Here is a 26,197-nt window from a genome sequence, read left to right on the forward strand (position 1 = left end):
GTGGAGAGCGCTGATTCGGCGCGACCCATTCGTGCCGATCACCGAGCACCAAGCATTTATGCGATAGCGTCTACACTTTGCTGAGAGCAAGCAAGGAGTGAGCGGTGTCTGAACGCCCTGAGCGAAAACACACCCTGCGCAGCACGAATGCCGAACGCTGTGCCGAGGCGATTGTCGAGCGCGTTGGCAAACGCATCGTGCTGGGTCTGCCATTGGGGCTAGGCAAGGGCAATCTGCTGGCCAATGCCTTGTATCAATACGTCAAGGCACGCCCGGATTTGTCGTTGCACATTGTCACAGCATTGACGCTGGAAACGCCAAGCGCCGACAACCTGTTGGCACAGCGTTTTCTTGAGCCGGTGGTAAAGAACCAGTACGGGGATTATCCCGGTCTCGATTTTGCCCGTGACCGGCAACAGGGACGATTGCCGGAAAATATTCACGTTTCCGAATTTTTTCTGAAACCGGGTGCATTCATTCGCGATGCCCGCGCGCAGCAGGACTATGTCTGCAGCAACTATTCTCACGTGGTTCGTGATTTGCTCGATGCTGGCATCAATGTCATCGCCCAGATGGTGGCGCCGCATGAGAACAACGCGTCCCTGTTCAGTCTTAGTTGTAACCCTGACATCACGCTGGACTTGCTGGCAGCACTGACGCCGGCACAACGACAGCAGTTTGTGCTCGCTGGCGAAATCAATTCGGCGCTGCCATTCATGCCGCATGATGCCGTGCTCGACGAAGAACAATTCGATCTGCTGCTGGAGTCCGAACCCTATTCGCTGTTCCCGATTCCACTGATGCCAATCGATTACGCTCACTACGCGATGGCCACGCACGTCGCAAGTCTCGTCAAAGATGGCGGCACACTGCAGATTGGCATCGGCTCGCTGGGCGATGCCATTACTCACATGCTGGTGCTGCGTCAGCAGTTCAATACCGTCTATCAGGCATTGCTGTCGGCGCTGCTGCACGAGCCGCAAAAATCCCTGAGATCGATTCTGCCGGTGCAGCGCGAGGTGTTCGTCGAAGGGCTTTATGGCGCCAGTGAAATGGCGGTTGAAGGTTTTCTGCATTTGCGTGAAAGCGGTGTGCTGCGCCGAAAGGTGTACGACGACAAAACCTTGCAGCGCTTGCTGAATGAAAAAAAGATCGTTCAGCCGGTTACGCTAGATGCGCTTGACGCATTACGGGAGGCGCAGCGTGTGCACGAGCCTTTGCACGAGGCTGACTGGCAGTTTTTGCGGCGGTACGGTTTAGTCGCCGATAACGTTCGCTTCGTCGATGGCCAGTTGCATTTCAGTGATGGCAGCGCGTTACCCGCCACATTGGCAGACCCGGCGACAAGGCAGAAACTTGAACAAGAGGGGCTAGGCGAATCGCTCTGTGGCGGCATTTATCTGCATGGCGGTTTTTTTCTTGGCTCAGCACGGTTCTATCAGCAGTTACGTGAACTGCCGGAACAGGAGCGTGACGGCATCAACATGACCGGCATTTCGTTTATCAATGAATTATTTGGCGACACTGAGTTAAAACAGCTACAGCGACGTGATGCATGTTTTGTCAATTCCGCGATGATGGCCACTTTGAATGGCGCGGTCATTTCCGACGGGCTTGGTGATGGCATAGTCGTCAGTGGTGTAGGAGGGCAGTACAATTTCGTTGCCCAGGCGCATGTGCTGGAAGGCGCCCGCTCGATACTCTGCTTGCCCAGTACGCGAAGGCAGCATGGTGAGATCCACTCCAATATTGTCTGGCAGTATCCGCATCAAACCATTCCACGTCATTTGCGCGACATTGTCGTAACCGAGTATGGCGCTGCTGTTTTGCGAGGCAAAACCGATCGTGATGTCATCGTAGCGATGCTGGCGATCACGGACTCGCAGTTTCAGCAGGAGTTATTGGCACAGGCCAAGGCAGCGGGCAAAGTCGAGCAAGATTATCAAATTCCATCGGCGTTTCGAAACAATACGGCGGCAGCACTGAAGCAGAAATTTGCCGATGCCGGCGCCCATGAGCACTTGCCGTATTACCCGCTCGGCACAGCGTTCAGCGATGAAGAAGCGCTGCTGGCAGCGGCACTGCACTATCTGAAGGAACGTCGCGGCAACAAGCGCAAGTTGTTGGATTTGCTTTGGCAAGGTTTGCGTGGCGGGAGGAAACTGCGCAATCGTTTCTATAATCATCTCGCGCGCATGCAACTGTTGCAGACAAACGGTTGGGGCGAGCGTATCAATCGCTGGGTCTTGTTGGGTGCTCTCGCCAATGCCCGCGACTTGCGCCGGCCGCTGCGACCAAAATCACAGCCAGCGCCAATGACTAGCGAAAGGTCCGGAACATGAACAGAAGCTCAAGCAAGCGCAATCTCGCTCGCCAACTGATCGACGCTCATCTGCGGGAAGGCGAAGCCGAAGCTGGCAAGGAAATCGGTTTGTGTTTTCACCAGACTTTGACTCAGGACGCCACCGGCACCTTGATCATGTTGATGCTGGAGGCCATCGAACTCAACAACGTAAAAACGGATTTATCAGCCCAGTATGTCGACCACAACTTATTGCAGGTGGACAATAAAAATCCGGACGATCATCGTTTTTTGCTCAGTGCTTGCCAGCGCTTTGGTCTGTGGTACAGCAGGCCCGGCAACGGCATCAGTCATGCGGTTCATATGCAGCATTTCGGCGTTCCCGGTAGCTCTCTGATTGGCGCCGACAGCCACACTTGCGCAGCAGGCAGCCTTGGAATGTTGGCGATTGGTGCCGGCGGCGCCGATATCGTGCAGGCGATGGCAGGCCAACCGGTGTATTTGCGCATGCCAGAAATCTGGGGCATTGAATTGACAGGTGAGCTGCCGGATTGGGTCAGTGCCAAGGATGTCATTCTGGAGTTGTTGCGTCGTCATGATGTCGATGGTGGTGTGCAGCGCATTCTCGAATATTTTGGCCCGGGCGTGGCAAGTTTATCGGCAATGGACCGGCATGTTATCGCCAATATGGGTGCCGAGCTTGGCGCCACGACAACGGTGTTTCCCTCCGATCAGCAGACGCGCGCATTTTTGCGGCGTCAACACCGTGAGAAAGACTGGCGTGAGTTGAAGGCCGAAAAGAGGTGTGAGTACGAGCATCACGATCAGATTGATTTATCCACGCTGGAGCCGTTGATCGCCAAACCATCAAGCCCTGGCAATGTGGTGCCGGTGAATGACGTAGCCGGCGAGCCGATTTTTCAATCCTACATTGGATCTTCCGCCAATCCCGGTTATCGGGACTTCGCGATCGTCGCAGAACTCGTACGCAACCAGATTCTACCGGCAGACATCTCGCTTGATATCAATCCAAGTTCGCGACAAATTCTGCGCGCACTGAGCAAGGATGGTTGTTTGGAAGCCATGCTGGCCGCGGGTGCCCGCTTGCATCAGATCGGGTGCAATGGTTGTATCGGCATGGGTCAGGCACCGGCAACCGATCAGAACAGCTTGCGTACGACACCAAGAAATTTTCCCGGCCGCTCCGGCACCCGCGAAGACAAAGTCTGGCTATGCAGTCCGGAAACGGCAGCCGCTTCAGCGTTGACCGGAAAAATCACCGATGGCCGTTCGCTAAAGCGAAAGTACCCACGAATCGAGGAACCGGAATTTGAACACCTGGACCAATCGCTGTTCGTCAAACCCCAAAATGGCGACGACAAACACGCTGGCAACAATCTGATCAAAGGCCCCAATATAGCGCGCATGCCGGAACTCAAGCCACTGCCGGAAACGATTACGTTGCCGGTTTTATTGAAGCTTGGCGATCACGTCTCAACCGATGAAATCCTGCCGGCCGGCACTGATGTATTGCCTTATCGCAGCAATATTCCGGAAATCGGCAAGTTCAGTTTCAATGATATTGCCCCGGAATATCATGAACGTGTAGCCAAGCTTGATGACGACAAATTGCACTTGATAATCGGTGGCAAAAACTTCGGTCAGGGCTCCAGTCGAGAACATGCTGCGCTGGCTCCCCGGCACCTGGGTCTGGTCGTCGTGCTGGCAAAAAGTTTTGCCCGCATCTATTGGCAGAACCTGATCAACTTTGGTGTGCTGCCACTGACCTTTGCTGCCCCCGATGATGCCGACAAGATTGAAGCGGGTGACACACTGTCGTTAAGAGCGTGGCCCAAAGCGCTATCTAGCGGTGAATCGATTACCGTTGAACTGAACGACGGGCAACAAAAATTTGAGTTGAGGCATCAATTGTCGGAGCGCCATCTTCAGCTACTGAAAGCGGGCGGCATTGTGCCGTGGTTACGGAAAAAGTTGAGTTAATGGCAGTAAAAACTCGACGAAACCTTGATCAAAGTGGAAAAACCGCTCAGTCATTGTCGCTATGCTGAATCATGATAAGGCCGGTGAACACGAAAGCTGCAAACACACATTGAGTGGAAGGGTGAGTGGCAGGCATGGCAAACAACAAGATACAACAGGCTTCATGGCATAGTCGCTCCATCGAGGATTCGCTGACCGCACTGCAGGTGTCGTCGAACGGTTTGAGGCAGCAGCAGGCTGAACAACGACTCCGTGAGTATGGCATCAATCGTCTGCCGGAAGCGGCGCCGCACAGTGCATTAAAGCGTCTGCTGCTGCAGTTTCACAATATTCTGATTTATGTGTTGCTCGGTTCAGCTGCGATCACAGCGCTGCTTGGCCACTGGATTGATACCGGTGTGATTCTCGCCGTCGTCGTGGTCAATGCACTGATAGGCTTTGTGCAGGAAGGCAAGGCCGAACAGGCAATGGATGCCATTCGTCATCTGCTGGCCCAGCGCGCCAACGTCATTCGCGACGGAGAGCGGCAAACCATAGATGGTGAGCAACTGGTGCCAGGCGATATCGTGTTGCTGGAAGCCGGCGACAAAGTGCCGGCGGATCTCCGCCTGGTTACTGCACACGGCGTGTCGATACAAGAAGCCATTCTGACCGGGGAATCGGTAGCAGTAGAAAAGCATGTAAAGCCTGTCGCTGAAAAAGCGGCGCTGGGCGATCGAACCAACATGGCCTTTTCCGGCACGCTGGTCGCCAGCGGACAAGCAAAAGGCGTTGTTGTTGCCACCGGCGCCCGGACGGAAATCGGCCGTATCAGTGGTTTGTTGGCGGAAGTGCAAACGCTGACGACACCGCTGGTGACGCAGATGAACATTTTTGCCAAATGGCTGACGATTCTGATTCTGGTTGTTGCCGGCATCCTGCTGGCCTTTGGTTACTTTGTTGGCCATTACCCATTCGCCGATATTTTCATGGCCGTTGTCGGTTTGTCAGTCGCGGCGATCCCGGAAGGCTTGCCGGCGGTGTTGAGCATCACGATGGCCATTGGTGTTCAGGCGATGGCACAGCGTCACGCCATTGTTCGCCGTTTGCCAGCCATTGAAACCATTGGCGCGGTGTCGGTGATCTGCACCGACAAAACGGGCACGCTGACCCGAAATGAAATGATGGTCTCTTCGATTCTCACCAGCCAGCATCGGTTCGCTGTCGAGGGCAGCGGTTACGAACCAAAGGGTGCGCTGAAACTCAATGATGCTGAAATTACATCGGGCGAGCACAAGGCACTTCAGGAATTGGCCCGTGCCGCAACCCTTTGCAACGATGCCAGCATCCGGGCACACGACGGCATCTGGCGCGTTGAAGGCGATCCGATGGAAGGTGCTCTGTTGGCATTCGCAGGCAAAACCGATCTGGATATTCGTCAACTACACGCACACTGGTCACGGACCGATGCGATTCCATTTGATGCCAAGCATCGCTTCATGGCAACACTGAATCATGACCACGAGCACCACGCGTTCATCTTTGTAAAAGGCGCGCCAGAGCGGATTCTCGCCATGTGTGAAAACCAGCGGCAATTTGACGGTGGTGTTGAAGCACTGAACCATGACTATTGGCAGCAACGCGTGGCGGAGGTGGCGACGGGTGGCCAGCGTGTGCTGGCCTTTGCTTGCAAATCTGTTGCCGTAGAACACACCGTGCTTGAACATTCGGACGTTGAGGGTTCGTTGACCTTGCTCGGCATGGTCGGCCTGATCGATCCGCCACGCGCCGAAGCCGTTGCCGCTATCGACGAATGCTACCGTGCCGGCATTGCCGTAAAAATGATTACCGGCGATTTCAGCAAAACGGCGGCGGCTATTGGTCAACAAATCGGTTTGCGTGACGCCGAAAAGGTATTGACCGGCGCTGACATCGATGAGATGAGTGATGCCGAATTGCGCGAATCGGTGCTGAACTGCAATGTATTTGCTCGCACCAGTCCTGAACACAAGTTGCGATTAGTCACCGCACTGCAATCGCACGGCATGACCGTGGCCATGACCGGTGACGGTGTCAATGATGCGCCTGCATTGAAACGAGCCGATGCCGGCATCGCGATGGGGTTGAAGGGGAGCGAAGCGGCCAAAGAGGCCGCCGAACTGGTGTTGACCGATGACAATTTCGCCTCAATTGTCGCGGCGGTACGCGAGGGTCGCACTGTCTACGACAATCTGAAAAAAGTGATCAGTTGGACATTGCCGACCAGCGCCGGTGAAGCGATGACCATCATTGTCGCGCTGTTTATCGGCATGACGCTGCCGATTACCCCGATTCAGATTCTCTGGATCAACCTGATCACGGCTACGACCCTTGGCATGGCGCTGGCTTTCGAGCCAACCGAAGAAAATACTATGCGGCGACCACCGCGTCCGCGCGATGAACCGCTACTTGGCGGCGAACTACTTTGGCACATCGTGCTGGTATCCCTATTGTTCGTTTGCGGTGTATTCGGCGTTTTTCAGTACGCACTGGAGCGTCATTATTCGGTGGAACTCGCCAGAACCATGGCGCTGAACACGCTTGTGGTCATGGAAATTTTTCACTTGTTCTTCATTCGCAATATCTACGGCACTTCGCTTACCTGGAACGCCGTGCGCGGCACCAAGGTAATCTGGCTGGTAGTTTTCATCGTTACCGTTGCGCAGTTCGCGATTACTTATCTGCCATCGCTACAAGCGGTATTCGCCACCGAAAGCATCCCACTTTGGGATGGCATTCTGATCGTTGCCATCGGTGTCGCATTGTTTATCATCATAGAGCTGGAGAAACAGCTCCGGCTGGTATTCAAACGAATGAAATCAATTCAACAACATGAGGGAGACCGCAATGGAAGCGCATCATCATCCTGATCACGACAAATCTTCATCAGATGTTGACCCGGTATGCGGGATGAAGGTCTCACGCGACACGCCCCATTCCCATACGTATCAAAACAAGCGTTATCGCTTTTGCAGCAGCAAATGTCTGGAACGTTTCAAGGAAAAACCGGAAAACTTTCTTTCCACCCCGCCAGCAGAGCAACCTGGCAAACAAGCGTTGTCAGAAGCGGTGGAATACACCTGCCCGATGCACCCGGAGGTTCGTCAACGCGGTCCCGGCACCTGCCCTAAATGCGGTATGGCGTTGGAGCCTGTACAACCTGTACTGACAGAGGAGGAAAATCCGGAGCTCAAAGATTTTCGCCGACGTTTCTGGTGGACCTTGCCGTTGACCGTGGTAGTCGCCGTACTCGCGATGTCGGGTGATCTGTTTTCGTCAGTACTGGGTGATAAACGTGCCTGGTTGGAAGGAATACTCGCAACGCCGGTGGTGATCTGGTCCGGATGGCCGTTTTACCAGCGCGCCTGGGCTTCAGTTGTCCATCGTTCCCCCAATATGTGGACATTGATTGGCCTGGGCACGGCAACGGCTTACGTCTACAGCGTGGTCGCCTTGTTGGCGCCACAGATTTTTCCCCCATCTTTCCAGATCGACGGCCACGTCGCCGTTTATTTCGAGGCGGCGGCCGTCATTATCTCGCTGACCTTGCTCGGCCAGGTGATGGAATTAAAGGCGCGCTCGGAAACGAGTGCCGCCATTAAAAGCCTGTTGAGTTTGGCGCCTAAAACGGCAAGACGGATCAGTGATCGTGGAGAAGAGGATGTACCGCTCAGCGATGTACAGAAAGGCGATCGGCTTCGCGTCAGACCTGGAGAAAAAGTGCCGGTTGATGGTGTCGTGCTGGAAGGGGAAAGTGCCGTTGACGAGTCGATGTTGACCGGTGAACCGTTGCCGGTCAACAAGCGCCAGGGAGACCGGTTGATCGGCGCCACGCTGAACACCAGTGGCGCCCTGATCATGCAAGCGGAGCACGTCGGTGAAGCCACCATGCTCTCGCAAATTGTGCAAATGGTGGCGCAGGCGCAACGTTCGAAAGCGCCCATGCAACGCCTTGCCGATAAAGTGGCCGGCGTATTTGTGCTGGTCGTTATTGCCATTGCCTTGCTGACCTTTTTCGTTTGGGGCGTTTGGGGGCCGGAACCGAGCTGGGCCTTTGGTTTGGTTAACGCCGTGGCAGTGCTGATCATTGCCTGTCCGTGTGCGCTCGGTTTGGCAACGCCAATGTCGGTGATGGTGGCAACCGGACGCGGCGCAACGCAGGGCGTGTTGTTCAAAGATGCAGCCGCGATTGAGCGATTGCGTCAGGTCGATACCTTGATTGTCGATAAAACCGGTACGCTTACCGAGGGAAAGCCGGCGTTTCATTCGGTGCTGTCGGTGAAGGACGGTGAGCAAACCGAGGTGCTGCGTTTGGCGGCCAGTCTGGATCTTGGTAGCGAACATCCGCTTGCTCACGCCTTGGTGAATGAAGCAAAAAAACAAGCGTTATCGCTTCAAGAGCCCGAGCAGTTTGAATCCGCTTCCGGTATTGGTGTGCGCGGAAAAGTGACCGGCCACTCATTGGCTTTGGGTAACACGGCATTGATGGAATCGGAAGGCGTCAAATGGCAAACCATGCAGGAGCAGGCGGAGCAATTACGCGCTGAAGGTGCCAGCGTTATGTATCTCGCTGTGGATGGTGAGCTGAAAGGTCTGCTGGCCGTTTCGGATCCGATCAAATCCTCAACACCGGAAGCCATTTCGCAACTGCGTGACACCGGAGTGCGCATCATTATGGCCACTGGCGACGGTGAAACCACCGCGCGCGCCGTTGCGCAAAAACTCCATATTGATGAAGTGCATGGCGAGGTAAGGCCTGAAGACAAAGCGCGTCTGGCGGCGCGATTGCAACAGCAAAACAAAGTCGTCGCGATGGCCGGTGATGGTATCAACGACGCACCAGCGCTGGCGCGAGCTGATGTCGGCATCGCCATGGGAACGGGCACCGATGTCGCCATGAATACCGCACAGTTAACGCTGGTAAAAGGCGACCTGCGCGGTATTGCCGTGGCACGCCGTCTGTCGGTTAAAACGGTTCGGAATATGCACCAGAATTTGACCTTCGCATTTTTCTATAACGCACTCGGTGTGCCGATTGCTGCTGGTGTGCTGTATCCAGTAACCGGCATGCTGCTGTCGCCGATGATCGCGGCATTGGCCATGAGTCTCTCTTCGGTGTCCGTGGTTTTCAATGCCTTACGTTTGCACAAGGTAAAGATTTGAGCGTCGCTTGGCGCGAAGCAAATTTCTGCTTGAGTTTGCCCCGTGGCAAGGTGTTACACTTGACCCGTCTTGAGCGAAAGGAAACCTGCATCCGTGCGCACTGCGTTGCTGATATGGCTGTGCTTCCTGATTGCCACCCCTGGCAGTCAAGCGGCGTGGCGTGCGCAAAGCAGTGACTGCCCAATGACAGCCGCGATGCAGCAGCATGACGTCGATGAGGCATCCATGTCATCACACGACTGTTGCGATGACATGGCCGCACTGGATATCCAGTGCAATATGGAAATGCCATGTGGCTCACCGTCGTATCTGGCCGCTCCAGTTGTGCTGGTTGTGGCGCCTGCTGGTCCCGCAAAACCCGTGGTGGAACGACTTTCATGGTCGCCACCGCGTTTGAATCTTTCTTCTATTTGGCGTCCGCCAAACCTTATCTGATCCCTTCTTGCGCGGCGTTTTCCTGTCGCGAAAATCTTTGCGTTTTACTGGCGCGTCATCGTCGCGCGCCACCGATCAGATAGGACATTCCCTATGTCTCGGTCTATTGCTCGACATCGCCGTTCAATTCAAGCGGTGATGCTGTTAATGACGGCCATCGCGACAACGCCGGCCTTGTCTGCCATGACGCTTCAGGAGGCTTTGCGTCTGGCGGCGCTGCATTCGCAAGCGCTGCCAGCGCAGCATTATTCCGCAGAGGCTGCACGCGAACGCGCGATAGCCGCAGGCACCTTGCCTGATCCGGTACTGCGCTTGGCCGTCGAGAATGTGCCAGTCGATGGTCCGATGCGATTCAGTCTGGACGCCGAACGCATGACCATGCGTTCCATTGGAGTTTCGCAAACGTTTACCCGCGCAGCGAAACGTGAGGCGAGGCAGCAGCGCTACCAACAGGAAGAGCAAGTGGCGAATGCCCGCTGGCACTGGCAGCTATCGAACCTGCAAACGGAAACCGCCAAGGCATGGTTATCGCTGCATTTCCAGCGCCGATTGTTGCACTGGCAGGAACAGCAACGTGAACAGGCAGCGCATCAAAGCGAGGCGATGAAAACGGCATTTGGCTCAGGGCGCGCGACCCAACAGGAATGGTGGGCGGTGCAATCGCAATTGCTGCAATTGGATGAGAAATTGCTGGCACAGCGTACGCAAGTGGAGAACGCCGAAATGCGCTTGCAGCGTTGGATAGGCGCTGAACAGTCCTTGGTACTTGCTGACGCCATTCCTGACATTTCAACGCTGCCATTTGATTTGCAACAGTTACGTCTGGCCGTCGATGAGTATCCTGAAATCATCGCGATGAACGCACAAGAACAACTAAGTAAAGCAGAAGCGAACGTAGCGAAAGCGGAAACTCAATCGGATTGGAGTTGGTCGGTGATGTACGGTGTGCGCGACAGTGATTTCGGCGACATGCTGTCGGTAGGCGTTTCCATTCCACTGCAACTCAACCAGGAAAACCGGCAACAACGCGACTACGCTGCCAAATTGTCTGAGGCCAATCAGCGGCGCGCAGAAACTGAAGAAAAGCGACGCTTGCTGTTACTCGATGTACAGCAAAAGTGGAACGCCTGGCAAAGCGCCTTGGCGCGCCAACAACAGTATCAGGAACAACTGTTACCCCTTGCCGAGTCACGCGCGGCAGCAACACAAACGGCGTTCGCCAGCAATCGCGCATCCATGGCCGCCGTGTTCGACGCACGTCGTGTGGTGTTTGACACCCGCATAACCGAAACCAATCTTGCCTGGCAGGCGGCATTGCTATGGGCCGAGCTGTACTTTCTTTTTCCCGAATCGGAATGGGCGGCAGCACCGTTCCAGAACAACGCGGAGTAGTGACCATGAACAAATCCCTTTTTGTACTCTCGGTATCCGCGATGGTGATTGCTGGTTTGCTGACCGGATGGCCGCAGGCTGCTGAACATCAGCATCATGAACACGGTGAAGATCATGTCCACCAGATGAACAGCGACGCCGATGCAGAGCCAGACAAAACATCAGCAGATGACGCGCATGCCGCACATCAACATGATGCAGAAGCTGATGCTTCCAACGCAAAAGACGATCCATCGGATTGGGGTATCGCTCAGGGCGAAGCCGCAACACGTCGCCATATCGAGCAAGGCTTGAAAGCCGGCGATATCGATCCAGTAACCGGTCTTGAGATTTTGTATTACCACGACCCGATGGTGCCAGGCAGACAATTTGACGCGCCGGGGAAGTCGCCATTCATGGACATGATGCTGGTACCGATGTATGCCGACAGCGGTCGCGACAAAGGCACGGTAATGATTAGCCCGCGCATTCAGCAAAATCTCGGCATTCGTTTTGCCACCGTGCAACGTGGTGACATGAACACCGAAATTACGGCAGTCGGCAGTGTTGCCTGGAATGAGCGCAAACGTGAAGTGCTGCAGGCAAGGGCCAATGGCTTTGTCGAGAAACTGCATGTTCGCGCCGAGCTCGATCACGTGAAAAAAGGTGAAGCCTTGTTCGAGCTTTATGTGCCCGATTGGATTGCGGTGCAGGAGGATTATTTATTGTTATTGCGCATGAACGGTGACGGGCTGGATGCGCTGCGGGCCGCCGCCAAACAGCGGATGCGCCAGGCTGGCATGAATGACGAGCAAATTACCGCGGTAACCACAACGAAAAAAGTGCTTTCACGCGTCACCGTGCGCGCACCGATCAGTGGCGTGATCACCGCGCTGAATGTGCGTGAGGGCAGTACCGTCATGACCGGTATGCCACTGTTGACCATCAACGCCTTGTCGCCGGTTTGGATTGAGGCAGAGGTGCCGGAATCGAAAGCGGTGCAGCTCAAGGTTGGCACGACAGCGACCATACAGCACGGCGGGCAAACCAGTACCGGCCCGGTCAAAGAGTTGTTGCCACAGGTCAATGCCATGACGCGCACACAGAAAGCGAGAGTGGAAATCGACAATCGCGACCATCAATTTGTGCCGGGCATGTTTGTCACGGTGAGTATGCCCGGCACCACGGTTCGCGACGCGCTTTATGTGCCGAGCGAGGCGGTGATTTACACCGGTAAACGGCAGCTGGTGCTGGTGAAAACCGAAGAGGATGCTTTTCGACCTGTCATCGTTTCTACGGGCATAGAACAAAACGGCAACACGCAGATTATTTCCGGTTTGCGCGAACAACAACAAATTGTTCGCTCCGGGCAATTCCTGATTGAATCCGAGGCAAGCCTGCGCGGTTTATTGGCGCGTCTTGAACCCGCAGAAACTGCATCGGATAACGCGGCGTTATCGGCGCCTGAAACCTACGACACCATGGCGGAAATCAAAGCGATTCATGAAGACCGGCTGACGCTGCGGCATGGGGAGATCCCGGCGCTAGGTTGGCCGGCCATGACCATGGACTTCGAGCTGTCACCTAAGGTAGATACCACACGCTTGAATAGCGGCGACCGCATTCATCTGCAATTCGTGCTGCAGGATGAAGGCGCTCCGAAGATTGTGACCATCCACCGCCTGAACACCTCGGAGAGCACACCATGATTGCGCGCCTGATTCATTGGTCGATTCAGAATCGATTTCTGGTATTGATTGCCGCACTGCTGCTGACCGCTTGGGGCGTGTTGTCCATGCTGCGCACACCGCTGGACGCGCTGCCTGATTTGTCAGACACGCAAGTGATCATTCGCAGCACCTGGCCGGGGCAGGCGCCACAACTGGTTGAAAAACAGGTTACTTATCCGCTGACCACGACCATGCTGTCGGTGCCGGGCGCGCGAGTCGTGCGTGGTTATTCGTTTTTCGGTGACAGCTACGTTTATGTGTTGTTCGAAGATGGCACCGATTTGTATTGGGCCCGGTCACGTGTGCTGGAATACCTGAACCAGGTGCAGTCGCGCTTGCCGTCTGGCGTCAATGTCGCGTTGGGGCCTGATGCCACCGGTGTCGGCTGGATTTTTCAGTACGCGCTGGTCGATAAAACCGGAACCTACGATTTGGCGCAACTGCGCAGCCTGCAAGACTGGTTTCTGAAATACGAGCTGAAAACCGTTGCCGGTGTTGCGGAAGTAGCGACGGTTGGCGGTATGGTCAAGCAGTATCAAGTCATTCTCGACCCGGAAAAGCTGGCCTATTTCCGTTTGAGCCATCGCGCGGTAATCGAAGCCATTCAACGTGCCAATCAGGAAGTCGGCGGTTCGGTATTGGAGCTGGGTGAAGCCGAGTTCATGGTCAGGGCTTCGGGTTACCTGCAGACGCTGGAAGACTTTCAGCAGATTCCACTGCGCACGAATGACAGTGGCGTGCCGGTGCAGCTGAAGGATGTGGCCCACATTCAACTTGGTCCGGAAATGCGACGCGGTATTGGCGAGCTCAATGGTGAGGGGGAAGTGGTCGGTGGCATCATCGTCATGCGTGCCGGCGAAAACGCGCTTGCCACCATTGAAGCAGTGCAAGAAAAACTGCAAAGCTTGCGTAGCAGCTTGCCACCCGGTGTGGAAGTCGTCGTCACCTATGATCGCTCACAACTGATTGAACGCGCTATCGACAACCTGACCACCAAGCTGGTTGAAGAATTCATCGTCGTCGCGCTGGTTTGCGCCATTTTTCTTTTTCATTTCCGTTCAGCACTGGTGGCCATTGTCGCGCTTCCGCTCGGCATACTGACGGCTTTCATTGTCATGCGCATTCAGGGTGTCAACGCCAACATCATGTCGCTTGGTGGCATCGCCATTGCCATTGGTGCAATGGTGGACGCCGCAGTGGTGATGATCGAAAACGCCCATAAAAAGCTTGAGCAATGGCGCCATCAGCATGGCAGCGATCCGGACAGCGATGCGCGCTGGCGTTTGATGGCAGAAGCTTCAGCTGAAGTCGGGCCGGCACTCTTTTTTTCGCTGTTGATCATCACCTTGTCATTCGTGCCGGTGTTTGCGCTGGAGGCTCAGGAAGGGCGCTTGTTTTCGCCATTGGCTTTTACCAAGACCTATGCGATGGCGGCGGCTGCTGGATTATCGGTAACGCTGATACCGGTATTGATGGGGTTATTGATTCGCGGACGGATTCCTGACGAAACGCGAAATCCCCTAAACCGTTTGCTGATGGCCATCTACCGTCCTTTCCTAAATCTGGTTTTGCGCTTTCCGCGCACCACCTTGCTGGTTGCTTTTGTCACGTTCCTGATCAGTCTCTGGCCGCTGCAACACATTGGTTCGGAGTTCATGCCGCCACTCGATGAAGGTGATTTGCTGTATATGCCATCAGCGTTTCCAGGATTATCAGCCGGCAAAGCCGCCGAGTTGCTGCAACAAACCAATCGCTTGATCAAGACCGTGCCGGAAGTGGCCACCGCGCACGGCAAAGCGGGCAGGGCAGTGACCGCTACCGATCCGGCGCCACTGGTGATGTTCGAAACGATTATTCAATTCAAACCACGTGACCAATGGCGACCGGGCATGACACCGGAAAAATTGGTTGAAGAACTCGACAAGGCGGTACGGGTGCCGGGGCTGACCAATATCTGGATTCCGCCGATTCGCAATCGCATTGACATGCTGGCGACCGGCATCAAAAGCCCGGTAGGCATCAAAGTCATGGGCACGGATTTGACGGTAATCAACCGCGTTGCCGGCGAAATTGAAACGGTGCTGAAAAACGTACCCGGTGTCACCAGCGTGTTCGCCGAGCGATTGACCGGTGGTCGCTATATCGACATCGATATTGATCGGCAAGCCGCTGCACGCTACGGACTCAATATCGCCGACGTGCAATCGGTGGTCGCAAGCGCTATTGGCGGTATGAATATTGGTGAGACCGTCGAGGGCTTGGAACGCTACCCGATCAACGTGCGTTACCCACGTGAACACCGGGATTCACTGGCGAACCTGCGCGCATTGAAAATCATCAATGCACGTGGCCAGCAGTTGCTGTTGGGGGATGTTGCTGACATTCGCTTCAATGACGGTCCACCAATGCTGCGCAGTGAAAACAGCCGTCTGGCTGGTTTTGTTTATGTCGATTTGCGCGGGCGCGATCTCGGTTCCGCCGTGACGGAAATGCAGCGGGTGGTCGCTGAGCAAGTTGAATTGCCCAGTGGTTATTCCCTGGCTTGGTCGGGGCAGTTTGAGTACCTGGAGCGAGCGACAGAAAAGTTGCAAATCGTTGTGCCGTTTACGCTACTGATTATTTTTCTGCTGTTGTACATGACCTTCAAGAGTGTAGCGGAGGCGACGCTAATTATGGCGACGTTACCGTTTGCGTTATCGGGAGGCATTTGGTTGCTCTATTTGCTGGATTACAACCTCTCTGTCGCAGGCGTTGTCGGCTTTATTGCATTGGCCGGTGTCGCCGCAGAGTTTGGTGTCATCATGCTGCTGTATCTCAAGCACGCGTGGGAGGAGCGCCAACAACGTGGTGAACACGATGAAGCGGCATTGCGCGAGGCGATACAAGAAGGCGCGGTACTTCGTGTTCGCCCCAAGGCGATGACCGTTGCTGTTATTCTGGCTGGCCTTTTCCCCATTATGTGGGGGAGCGGTACCGGTAGCGAAGTGATGCAGCGTATCGCCGCGCCAATGGTCGGCGGCATGATCACCGCGCCATTGCTATCCATGCTGGTGATTCCGGCCGCCTATTTCTTGATGCGGCGACGGCAGACGTCAACCCAGCAAGCCTGAAGCAAACTCGGGCTTGCCTTTTCCGATGGCATGGGTTCTCAAACCAAAAATTTGATATCGGAAGTAAATGTCGGATAGGCGTACACAGTTTCTTTCATTGCCCTCGCAGTCACACCATGCTTTATCGCAAAAGCAAAAAGATGGATCAATTCTGCCGCCTGATGGCCGAGCAGATGGGCGCCAAGAATCTGATCACTATTCTTGTCGATCAACACTTTTGCGTAAGCAACGTCTTCCGCGTGCATTCTTGCCGAGCGCCAGGAGGTCATGTCGTTTTCCTTGGTTTCAAACGACAGACCAAGATCTCTGGCCTTCACTTCAGTGTAACCGACTTGAGCAAGCGCAGGCACCGTGAAGACACAACTGGGAATCGGGTGATAGTCTGGTTTTTGCAGATCGCCGTTGAGCAGATTATTGCCGGCTATCTGACCTTCGTAAGTGGCCACCGGCGACAGTTGCGGACTGTTGCTTAGCGCATCGCCAGCGACCCATACATGTGGATTCGAGACGCTGCGCAGATATTCATCGACCTTGATGCCATGATCATGCTCAATCCCGGCAGCATTGAGATTCAGTTCATCGATATCCGCGATGCGGCCGGCGCCGTTCACTACGATTTCCGCCTCGATTGCCTGGTTCTCGCCGTCGCATAGATACTGAACCGAAAATCCGGTTTGTTTTCTTTCTATGCCAGTAACTTTTGCGCTGGTAATCAACTTTATGCCAAGTTTGTCGCTCGCCTTGATCAGTTGCGCAACAGCACTATTCTCCATGGATGACAGAGGCCGTTCATCGGCCTCCAGAATACTGACATGAACGCCGGCTCGGGCCAGCACATGGGAAAATTCCAGACTGATCACGCCAGCACCGATAAATACGGCGCTGGTCGGCTGATTGCGGAGCTCCAGCAGATCGTCACTGGTGAGTAGATGTTTGGCGCCAGGGAAGGGCAGTGATCGTGGTTTCGAACCAGTGGCAATCACGATCTTCCTGGCCTCGATTCGTTTGCCATCAAGCTCAATGGTAGTTGGTCCGACAAATCGTCCCTTTCCTGCCAGCACTTTTGCACCGCGTTTTTCAATGCTGCTCTTCATTTCATCGGACACACCTTCAATAAAACCGTGTTTATGCTCAATTAGCTTCGCCCACTCCAGGCTCGGGTCCTTGACAGATACTTGCTGCCTATCGGCACGCGAAATCACATCGAAAGTCTGTGCCGCCGCGACCAGTACTTTCTTGGGCACGCAGCCGCGAAGAGGGCAAGTGCCGCCGACATCGCGCTTCTCGACAACCGCTACGCTCCAGCCCGCCTTCAATGCGGCATTTGCCGCCGCGATACCGGCATTGCCGGCGCCCAGAACCAGGAGATCGTAGTCAGCCATGTGCTTTTCCTTTCCGATACTTGTCTTATGCCTGAACCATAGCAGCAATGGATTTGTCGTTTTGCTGTCGCGTTGGAGAGCAAAGAGGAAAGATTGACCAAATGCAAAATGCGTATATCAAGCCAGCTTCTGAAACGAATCTACGCAGGAAGAGGGCGGTTGTAACAATAGGTGAGCGGCAATGATCGCGAGCGCTTGGCAACCGAGGCTTGATAAAAATCAAGCAAGCTGGATGGGATCAACGCTAATCTGTTCAAAATTATCACAAAACAACAGGAGTCGCCTCCCATGCAACCGGTCAAGCTGAGTGCTGCCAGCGATTTCATCAACTATATCCCGGATGGCAGCTGGATCTGGTGTCACTCGATGGCGGCAACTCCACATTTATTACTAGAGGGTTTGGCCAGCCGCGCACACGAACGACATGATCTGCATTTGATGCAGCTGCATACCGAACGGGCGCACTCACTGGCTGATCCGTCACTGGCTGCGCATTTACGCCATCATTGTTTTTTTCTGGGTGCAGATACCCGCAAGCTGGCGCAAGAAGGACTGGCCGATTATGTGCCGCTTTTCCTTTCGGAATTGCCACTTCTTTTCCGTCGCCAGGAACAGCGTGTTGATGTGGCGCTAATTCAGGTTTCACCGCCAGATAAGCATGGGCTGTGCACGCTCGGTGTTTCAGTTGAGGCGACCAAGGCAGCCTGCGAACAGGCGCGCTGCATCATTGCGCATGTCAATCCACGTATGCCACGAACCCATGGTGATGCATTCATACGCTTTTCCGACATCACGGCATATTACGAAGCGGAAGATTCCTTGCCGATAAAATTGCCTTCGTCTGGAAATCCGGTTACTGATGCCATCGGCAAGCATGTCGCCAGCCTGATTGATGACAGCGCCTGTTTGCAGATGGGTATTGGCGCCATTCCGAACGCGGTATTGAACTGTTTGCATCAGCATCGCGATCTGGGCATTCACAGCGAAATGGTTTCCGACGGGGTGCTACCGTTGATCAAAGCTGGCGTCATCAACAACCGTCGCAAACGCGTGCATCCGGGCAAACTGGTCGCCACGTTCATTATGGGCACCGAAGCGCTGTACGACTTTATCGACGACAATGCCGAGGTGGTTTTGCTGGAAGCCGATTACGTTAACGACACCCGCAACATCTGCCGCAATCGCGATGTCATCGCCATCAACAGCGCCTTGCAAGTCGACCTGACCGGCCAAATTTGCGCCGACTCGATCGGCACGCGAATCTATTCCGGCGTTGGCGGCCAAATGGACTTCATGCGCGGCGCGGCATTATCAGAAGGTGGCAAAGCCATTATTGCGTTACCCAGCACCGCCGCTGGCGACACCGTATCGCGCATTGCCCCGATGCTTGATCCAGGCGCCGGCGTCGTCACCACACGCGCCCACGCGCAGTACATCGTCACTGAATACGGCATTGCCGATCTGCGCGGCAGATGAGGGTTGGCCGGGATGCTGGAAATTTTCGCCAAAAGCCAGCATAACAGTCTGATTTTAATTGAGTTTCTTGCTTGATCGCAGGACGGTTTGGTGAGACTCAGTCCCTAGACACTGCATCATGCCAGGCATCATCTTCGGCATGCAGGTAAATCGCGGTGGTCTCGAGTTTCTCATGCCTAGCGGTTTTGTTCACAAAGCGAATGTCGATTTGTTTGTCAGCGAGATGCGTAATCGCAGTATGGCGCATCCAATGCGTCGATGCTCGCCGAAGTGTACGGGCATAATCAGGCTGATTTGACTCAATGACTTCCGCGACTTCAATGAATAGCTCTTTGACCAAGCGATAAATCATATTCGCCGATACCGATCTCGTCCCTTTCTGACTTGGCATCAACGGTTTTTCGTCATCCATTGTCGGTTCTGGTGACCACCCTAAGTATGTACGAAAGCGCCTCACTGCCAGCATGCAAGCTGGCGACACCGGTACTTTTGCAGGCTTGTTTCCTTTGCCCACTACGAACCACCACCATCGGCCCCGAACCTCACGAAGGCTACCCATGTTATGTGTCGCCAACTCACTGACTCGCGGCCCGAGGTGATAAAGCAAGCTGAACAAATACCGCAAACGCTCAGCGCGGTCGCGTTCACGCACCGAAGTTGTTGGCAGGCCTTCAATATGTTTCCACACCAATTGCCATAGCGCATGATCCAAGTAGCGCGACACGGCCTCCGGTGTCGACCTATTGACGCCTTTGACTCTTCTTCGCGCCAGACCCATCGGATTGCCGGCAAGGTAACCTGCTGTCACCAAATACGTGAACAAACTATTCAGAATGTTCAGGGCTTGCGCTTGGCTTGCTGCGCTGACTGGGGCCTGAAACGGTCGCCATTCCGGAGAATGACGCGGTGCTCTTGGCCCACACCAACGCTCTTGCGGCAGCGGACTTTGCAAGAACTGCTGGTACCGCTGCAAGTCTTCGCGCTGCAGATCCGATAAGGCTTTTCCCCGCTCAAGCCAACACCAAAGCAACAACCTTTCGGCTTCTTTGCGGTAACTACGTAGCGTTTGTGGAGAGTCTACAAATTCGTTTAACCAGGCGTGCACTGCTGACAAGTCGTCCGTTGCGCCGAGTTGACAATGACCTTCGCCTCGATTGATTCCAGTAGAACCATCCAAAAACGCATCGGGCTGGTGCAATTGCTCCAATGGCACCGGAGCCATGCTCTGCAAAGTCATTTTTCTCGCCATTTTTTACTCCGATGCCGCGTAGCTGCCGTAATCCTAGCAAATTCATGATAAGCACGATAATCATGAATTTTATACTTAAAACATACTATAAATTACGGAATACGTAACATGATAAAGTATGAATAATCGGAAAGTCACCTGGTGGACGTTTTATGGGGCGTATTGGTGTGAGTTACGAAGAGTTTCTCGTTGTCGCGCGGCAATTGTTTGCGCAGCGACAGACCGTCACGGTAGATCGGGTTCGAGAACAGCTGGGTCGAGGTAGTCGCACCACCCTATTGAAATTTCTTCAACGGTGGCGCGACGAAGCGGTCAGTGAACCGGAGTTCTCATTGATGGATTTGCCTCCGCAGATGGTTTCCCTTGTCGAGGCCATGTGGCGTACCGCAGGGACACAAGCACGATTAGCGTTGAACCATGAGCGGGAGCAGCTGGAGTTACGGGAGCAGTCGGTCAAAGAAGGTGAACAGCTGAAAGAAGGTCAGTTGCAAGCACTGACCACGCAGCTAGCCGTGCATCAACAACGTGAGCAGGCGTTAGCAACAGAACTAGTAGGCTGTAAAGAAGCGTTGGCCCGCCTTCAAGTCGAGCATCAGCACGTGATGGGATTAGCGGAAGCCAAACAAGAAGCGCTGACGGCTTGTCAGGAGCAAATCAAAACGTTGCAGCAAAAACTGGCCCAGGAATCTGCGGAGCACGCAAAGCTAGTGATAGCAGAGCGTGAACGATATGAGATTGAGTTAGCACGCTGGCTAAAACAATTGGATGAAGCACGCGTTTTGCTTCGTAAGACCACAGATCGCTACGAAAAACTGGAAAAACGCCTGAACGTTGAGACGTCGCAAGCAAACGCTAACGGCGCTAAGTCGGAAAAAGGCCAACGAAAACCGTCCAGGCCAGCAAAACGCCAACTCGAAAAGTGAGGGCGATTTGCTGGTTCGAATGTTTCATACAAATCCAATGCGAGGGTTCGCCATCCCTGGCGTCTTCAATGGTATCCATCGACGGCACGCACTTTAGTCGCGCGTAACTCAAGACAAACCAATTACTTCAGCACGAAAACGTCCACCAAACATCGGCGCAACAACCCTGGGGAGAATTCGCGCTCGCTCACGCACGACATAGTCCTCTGGGAATCGCCGATGCTCGGCAAATGCCTGTTGCTGCTGACGGTGAGCTTCCGATTCGTACGCGAAGAGCTCTGCGCCTGAGAGTACAGCCGCTACACCAAAATTCATCATGACGTCACCGCCGACCAGGTGTTTCGGGTCAATAAAGTGCACTTCGGGATAACGCCCCATGGCAATGCGACATAGCACTCCATGCAGCAAGTTGGCTGAGTCAATGTCTCGCATATCAACGACTGCAACGCGTCGAGAATATTGCGGCTGGACATCGTAAGACTCAGTAAACATTGCTGGTCGGGCGAAATCCATGCGAATCCCTGGAGCGTCGATATCCTCGTCAAGTACCATGGCTTCCCATCGCCAACGGTCGGGATATCCCAACGAACCCAAACCTTCAATGCCCTGTTTTAACGCCAACTCGTTTCGTTCGCGTTGCCGATGAGAACGGAACACTCGGAATGCAATATTGCAAGCGGTCAGACAGTGCAGGGGTTTACAGGTTTCGGATGGTAGCCAGTGCATCGGGTCGATGAAATCAATGGCACGTGGACGGAGGTGAGCTATGGCGTTTATTGCCCGCATAACGCCCATTCCCGTACCGATGGGAGCGAGATCGAGAAGTAGGCCCACCGAGCCCGGTGTAAAGGTCAGATCTATGTCAGGAAACTTTATCGCGGATGGTTCGACAAACTTAGGATTGCCTGTTGATAGAGATCTGGCCATCGCTGACCAAGACGAGAACCCGTTTGTGCGTGCGACCATTTCCAGGCACTGCGCATGAGAGAGTCCGTTTTCCTTACTCAAGCGGCGAGCACGTTTTTTCACTGACTGAACAAGGTTTTGATCGAGAGTAGACATTGCATGATCCTCTACCGCCCACCTGAAAAGGTAACGTTGAGACACCATTGGGCGTGGCTTCGAGGCGGCATTGTCAATGCAATACATGGACAATCAACGAAGTCATGATGCTGCCAATTAAGGCTTTCCAATCGAGCTTACTCGACTCCCAATGTGGGCGGCTGGCACTCAGCCTAGTCAATAGTGTCTCATCAATCGTCTTCTCTGACAAGCTGATAACAGTCACGCGGCTTTGTTGTTTGCGCGGTTGAGCATGCTGAACAAATTTGAGATGAGGACTGGGCAGTCCCCGATGACATAAACGCTTTGTGCGAGCAGCAATGGAGTCGGTAAGAGAATAGCCAGAAGGTCATGCAAGTCGAACAATGACTAACTATCCAAGGCACCTTCGCGCGCGAATGGTTGTGTTAGCTGTTCAAGATAATTGACCGGATAATTTGGCTGCGTTGCGATTCCTATATCTGACATGGAAATTCGGTCGCGCAACTCAATGCGTGCGGAGCCTAAAACTCGATCCATCAGTGTCGTAAATAGACCGAAATTTACGTTACCTTCTTTTGTATTGAGGTGATGAAGTCGGTGCACAACATTCAGCGCGAGAATACGATGAAAGGGACGATAAAAGTAATTTACGTTGGAGTGTTGTAAAAGCAGTTGAATGACTACTGCAACCGCAAGAACGGCTAGAATGTCAACGGAAACCCCAATCAGCAGCAGGGGGATAACACCTGCCCCCGTTTCCAGTAATTGATGAATGGGGTGTTTCATCAAGCCATTAAAGCCATACATGCGTTTAACGCTATGATGTACTGCATGAAAACGCCAGAGGATTGAATAATGGTGGCTTGCGTAATGCATCAACGTAATGCCAGTGTCGGCAATCACTATTGCCAGCAACAGCTGGATTGTCAATGGCCATTTGTCGGGCCATAAATCAATTACCGTTATAACGCCTTCAAGGAAGGGTAGTAGCAACAACCCAAGAAGTGTTAGTGACTCATTAACGACTGCGTGAAGACAATCCCGTTTGGTGTCATTTTGGGCAATATTAAACATCTTATTATATGGCGCCACTCGCTCCGCAAGGAAAGAGATGATGATTAGTACGGTTACAAGCAAGGCTAACCACCAACGTGAGTGTTCCGAGACTACAATGTATACCGCCGTTCCATTGCCCAATATGAGGAATGCGGGGAGCTACAATATTTTGATCAGTGTAGGTAAGGAAATCATTCACAATCTCTCAAGCCGCGCAAGTTCGCTAGCATATGCAAGCGCTGAACCTGTGAATTGAACGAAACAGCTACTTTTCTGATAATAGGTTCGCTATGGTGGCGGGTGTTACACCAAAGGCATCTTGAACGGCGCGGCAAAAGTGAGCCTTATCGGCAAAACCCGCTATCACCGCGGCGTCCGTCAAAGGCATCTCCTGACTAAATTTTAATGCGCTCAACATTTTCAGCCACTTCTTATAGCTCCGAAGCGGAAGTCCTGTCTGTTCTGAAAACCAATGTGAGAAACGACTTGGTGATAGCTTTGTTAGATCGGCAAGAGTCTTTCGCGAAACATCAAGCCCTAGCGTTGAGCCTTCATGCAATTCCTTTAATACGCATTTCAGTTTTGGGCATTCTGCGGAAGTCATGAATCGATTTCGGAACTGATTTAGTGTTTCGGTAAGCGGTCCTGATCCGGTAAAGACCTCCAGATATGATTCACGTATCGAGTCATCCAGCGGGATTACTCCTTGCTTGGAATCACAAACGGGATTCGATGGGCAAGGCCAATTGTGGCCAGCAGGATCGAGATAAATGGACAAGACCGGCGCATACATCAGTTGATGTCGAACACCTGCAGGTATCCAGAAACCTTGTGCCTCGAAATGGCCGGATTTTGTCGCCACTTGAATTTTTCGGTCAAGACCAATGACGACCTGATGAGCCCAGTGTCGATGCGGTTGATTATCTCCAGACCGTCCAACAAATGCGCCGCATCCTACGGAAAGGGCGACTTCACCGAGCCATGACACTTTTGATAACCGATTAAGCATTGCATTGACCATCTGGGGAGCTCGCGAAAACAAGACATTATCCAATTGTGGCAAATCGTGTGCTAGATTTTTACGACAACACGCCCGTTTTCAATGCTATTCGGATGGTGATATGCCGGTTGGGACAATATTTTTGATTTCTCTGTTTTCAGGACTAGCGCTACCACTGGGAGGGTGGCTAGCTGCCCATGAAAAAGTACTACCAAGATGGTTAATCAATGAAACGCGGCATTTTGTTTTGGCTATGGCCGGAGGCGTACTGCTCGGTGCCATCACCATGATCCTGGTGCCAGAAGGTATGCATGCCTTCGACCATCCTACGTGGTCGGTAATACCAATAATTATAGGGGGAGTTTTCTTCTTTCTCTTTGAGCGGAATTTAGCAAGACGTGCTCACGAGGCACCGCAAATGATGGCAATGCTTCTGGACTTTGTTCCAGAGTCATTGGCGCTGGGGGGATTGGCGGCGATTTCACCGAAGACCGTACCTATTTTAGCTCTGATGATTGGTGTCCAAAATCTGCCTGAGGGGTTTAACGCATACCGAGAAGTACTTTGCCGTACTCAGTGTAAGTCGTCACATGCACTCTGGTTGCTAAGCCTTGCGGCGCTGTGTGGCCCCATTTCTGCAGTACTGGGCTTCTATTTTTTGGCGGATCAAGTTACCTGGCTAGGCGCCGTAATGCTGTTTGCCTCTGGCGGGATTATGTACTTGGTGTTTCAAGACATCGCTCCTCAAGCGAAGCTGAATCGACATTGGACGCCCGCACTGGGTGCCGTATTTGGTTTCGCGTTAGCGGTGTTTAGTAAAGCGATACTCAGCTGAGCGTTTACTGGAATTGCAATGCGCGGCTCAAAGTAGTTCAAGCGTCATTGTTCATCGGTACGCATGACAAATAACTTGGACTGCTCACAAGTTTTACAAATGGCATTTGCTTGCGGATGAAGTGATGTTTCAAGGTCCATTGGCTATGTGGTTTTCTGCCCTGGTGAAATGCTCGCCAAAGGAATGGCGAAGATCACCAAAATCACCCCTAACCACTGAGCAAATGACAGCGACTCAGAAAAGAACATGTAGCCGAAATACAAGCCAAATATCGGCGTCAGAAAACTATAAACATTCAGCTGGTAAAGCGGAGCCTTTTCCATTAACCAGAACCATATGGCAAAGGGCAGGGCTGTACCCGCACTGCCATTAGTACGATGAGCCATAAATACTTAATATCACAGCATTGAATCGTCATGGGGGCCTGAAGCAGGACTAACAACAGGAGAGGCAAGGCTCCAAGCAATAGTTGCAATCCCATCGCATAGAGTACATCAACATGGCTGGCGATTTTTTTCAATAAAACATTGCTAATCGCGATGCTCGTAGCGCCAATCACCACATAGGTAATGCCACTTAGCGATTGGGGGTCAGAGGAGTAAATGCTGTCCCCACTGATTACAACAATGCCGAGAAATCCGACTGCATAGGCAACCAACGATTGTTTCCCAACCCTCTCGTTTAATATACACCACCCAAGCAAACCAGCGATCAATGGCTGTGTGTTGGTGAGTACCGTAGCGAGCCCAGGACTGATTAGGCGACCCGCATAAAACATTCCCCAAAAGCCCACGCTGGTCGCAAAAAACGCGATAGCCGAAAGATACGCATAACTGCGCGTTGTGTTGGGGATCGGCCGTCGCAATAGCCCCGCGAAAAATATCAAGAAGCCACCGGCGATGATCGCACGTAACGTCGCGGTTAACATGATCGGGGCATACGTTTGGCTTATCGAAATAAGCGGAAAACACATAGCCCAAAGCAGCATGGTGAGCGTGGCGCCAAAAACCACGGATAAATTTTGCCTTGGTTTTCCATCAGCTTTTTTCATTGATTCTCTACGTCATGTCGTAAATGAGGCTAGAAATAAGGACTCAACTTT

General features: G+C 53.4%; 18 protein-coding genes. 11 read left to right on the forward strand and 7 right to left on the reverse strand.

Annotation, left to right across the window (positions count from 1 at the left end; all coding sequences use genetic code 11):
• Positions 1 to 104: 104 nt before the first annotated feature.
• From E2H98_RS19065 to E2H98_RS19100, 8 genes are all read left to right on the forward strand, one after another.
• A complete protein-coding gene (locus E2H98_RS19065; protein WP_133592538.1) occupies positions 105 to 2,342 on the forward strand; it encodes an acetyl-CoA hydrolase/transferase C-terminal domain-containing protein in 2,238 nt (745 codons plus the stop codon).
• Positions 2,339 to 4,303, forward strand: coding sequence for an aconitate hydratase (locus tag E2H98_RS19070; protein ID WP_133592539.1), 1,965 nt, complete (start codon positions 2,339 to 2,341; stop codon positions 4,301 to 4,303). The genes E2H98_RS19065 and E2H98_RS19070 overlap by 4 nt, the downstream gene beginning before the upstream one ends.
• Before the next feature lie 134 nt (positions 4,304 to 4,437).
• Positions 4,438 to 7,191, forward strand: coding sequence for a cation-transporting P-type ATPase (locus E2H98_RS19075; RefSeq protein WP_133592541.1), 2,754 nt, complete (start codon positions 4,438 to 4,440; stop codon positions 7,189 to 7,191).
• Positions 7,169 to 9,484, forward strand: coding sequence for a heavy metal translocating P-type ATPase (locus E2H98_RS19080; RefSeq protein ID WP_232475437.1), 2,316 nt, complete (start codon positions 7,169 to 7,171; stop codon positions 9,482 to 9,484). Before E2H98_RS19075 ends, E2H98_RS19080 begins: the two co-directional genes overlap by 23 nt.
• 93 nt (positions 9,485 to 9,577) lie before the next feature.
• Entirely contained in the window at positions 9,578 to 9,919 is a 342-nt protein-coding gene (locus tag E2H98_RS19085; RefSeq protein ID WP_133592545.1) for a hypothetical protein, read from the forward strand.
• A 93-nt stretch (positions 9,920 to 10,012) separates the two neighbouring features.
• Positions 10,013 to 11,311, forward strand: coding sequence for a TolC family protein (locus E2H98_RS19090; RefSeq protein WP_133592547.1), 1,299 nt, complete (start codon positions 10,013 to 10,015; stop codon positions 11,309 to 11,311).
• A 5-nt stretch (positions 11,312 to 11,316) separates the two neighbouring features.
• Positions 11,317 to 12,999, forward strand: a complete 1,683-nt coding sequence (locus E2H98_RS19095; RefSeq protein ID WP_162848207.1) for an efflux RND transporter periplasmic adaptor subunit — start codon at positions 11,317 to 11,319, stop codon at positions 12,997 to 12,999.
• Complete coding sequence (locus E2H98_RS19100) at positions 12,996 to 16,130, forward strand: efflux RND transporter permease subunit (protein ID WP_133592550.1); 3,135 nt, start codon at positions 12,996 to 12,998, stop codon at positions 16,128 to 16,130. Before E2H98_RS19095 ends, E2H98_RS19100 begins: the two co-directional genes overlap by 4 nt.
• Before the next feature lie 38 nt (positions 16,131 to 16,168).
• Here the strand turns inward: E2H98_RS19100 and E2H98_RS19105 are convergent, their stop codons facing one another.
• Positions 16,169 to 17,512, reverse strand: coding sequence for a dihydrolipoyl dehydrogenase family protein (locus tag E2H98_RS19105; protein WP_133592552.1), 1,344 nt, complete (start codon positions 17,510 to 17,512; stop codon positions 16,169 to 16,171).
• 288 nt (positions 17,513 to 17,800) lie between these two features.
• Here E2H98_RS19105 and E2H98_RS19110 point away from each other — a divergent pair, with 288 nt between their 5' ends.
• On the forward strand, positions 17,801 to 18,988 hold the full coding sequence (locus E2H98_RS19110; protein WP_133592554.1) for an acetyl-CoA hydrolase/transferase family protein: 1,188 nt from the start codon (positions 17,801 to 17,803) through the stop codon (positions 18,986 to 18,988).
• A gap of 97 nt (positions 18,989 to 19,085) precedes the next feature.
• On the opposite strand, the gene E2H98_RS19115 is transcribed toward E2H98_RS19110, so the two are convergent.
• Entirely contained in the window at positions 19,086 to 20,237 is a 1,152-nt protein-coding gene (locus E2H98_RS19115) for a tyrosine-type recombinase/integrase (protein ID WP_198325184.1), read from the reverse strand.
• Positions 20,238 to 20,389: 152 nt separating this feature from the next.
• Here E2H98_RS19115 and E2H98_RS19120 point away from each other — a divergent pair, with 152 nt between their 5' ends.
• Positions 20,390 to 21,160, forward strand: coding sequence for a DNA-binding protein (locus tag E2H98_RS19120; protein ID WP_133592923.1), 771 nt, complete (start codon positions 20,390 to 20,392; stop codon positions 21,158 to 21,160).
• Between the two features lie 108 nt (positions 21,161 to 21,268).
• Here the strand turns inward: E2H98_RS19120 and E2H98_RS19125 are convergent, their stop codons facing one another.
• The 3 genes from E2H98_RS19125 to E2H98_RS19135 form a co-directional block, all read right to left on the reverse strand.
• On the reverse strand, positions 21,269 to 22,222 hold the full coding sequence (locus tag E2H98_RS19125) for a hypothetical protein (protein ID WP_133592925.1): 954 nt from the start codon (positions 22,220 to 22,222) through the stop codon (positions 21,269 to 21,271).
• Between the two features lie 369 nt (positions 22,223 to 22,591).
• A complete protein-coding gene (locus E2H98_RS19130; protein WP_198325185.1) occupies positions 22,592 to 23,341 on the reverse strand; it encodes a sterol desaturase family protein in 750 nt (249 codons plus the stop codon).
• A 184-nt stretch (positions 23,342 to 23,525) separates the two neighbouring features.
• Complete coding sequence (locus E2H98_RS19135; protein ID WP_133592927.1) at positions 23,526 to 24,281, reverse strand: AraC family transcriptional regulator; 756 nt, start codon at positions 24,279 to 24,281, stop codon at positions 23,526 to 23,528.
• A 100-nt stretch (positions 24,282 to 24,381) separates the two neighbouring features.
• Between E2H98_RS19135 and E2H98_RS19140 the strand changes: the two genes are divergently transcribed.
• A complete protein-coding gene (locus E2H98_RS19140; RefSeq protein ID WP_133592929.1) occupies positions 24,382 to 25,095 on the forward strand; it encodes a ZIP family metal transporter in 714 nt (237 codons plus the stop codon).
• Between the two features lie 143 nt (positions 25,096 to 25,238).
• On the opposite strand, the gene E2H98_RS19245 is transcribed toward E2H98_RS19140, so the two are convergent.
• Both E2H98_RS19245 and E2H98_RS19145 read right to left on the reverse strand, forming a co-directional pair.
• Positions 25,239 to 25,418 (reverse strand): EamA family transporter, encoded by a 180-nt coding sequence (locus tag E2H98_RS19245; protein ID WP_198325186.1) that lies wholly within the window; start codon positions 25,416 to 25,418, stop codon positions 25,239 to 25,241.
• Positions 25,418 to 26,146 (reverse strand): DMT family transporter, encoded by a 729-nt coding sequence (locus E2H98_RS19145; RefSeq protein ID WP_198325187.1) that lies wholly within the window; start codon positions 26,144 to 26,146, stop codon positions 25,418 to 25,420. Before E2H98_RS19145 ends, E2H98_RS19245 begins: the two co-directional genes overlap by 1 nt.
• Positions 26,147 to 26,197 lie beyond the last annotated feature (51 nt).

The sequence above is a fragment of the Permianibacter aggregans genome (assembly GCF_009756665.1).
In the GTDB taxonomy this organism is placed as follows: Bacteria; Pseudomonadota; Gammaproteobacteria; order Enterobacterales; family Permianibacteraceae; genus Permianibacter; species Permianibacter aggregans.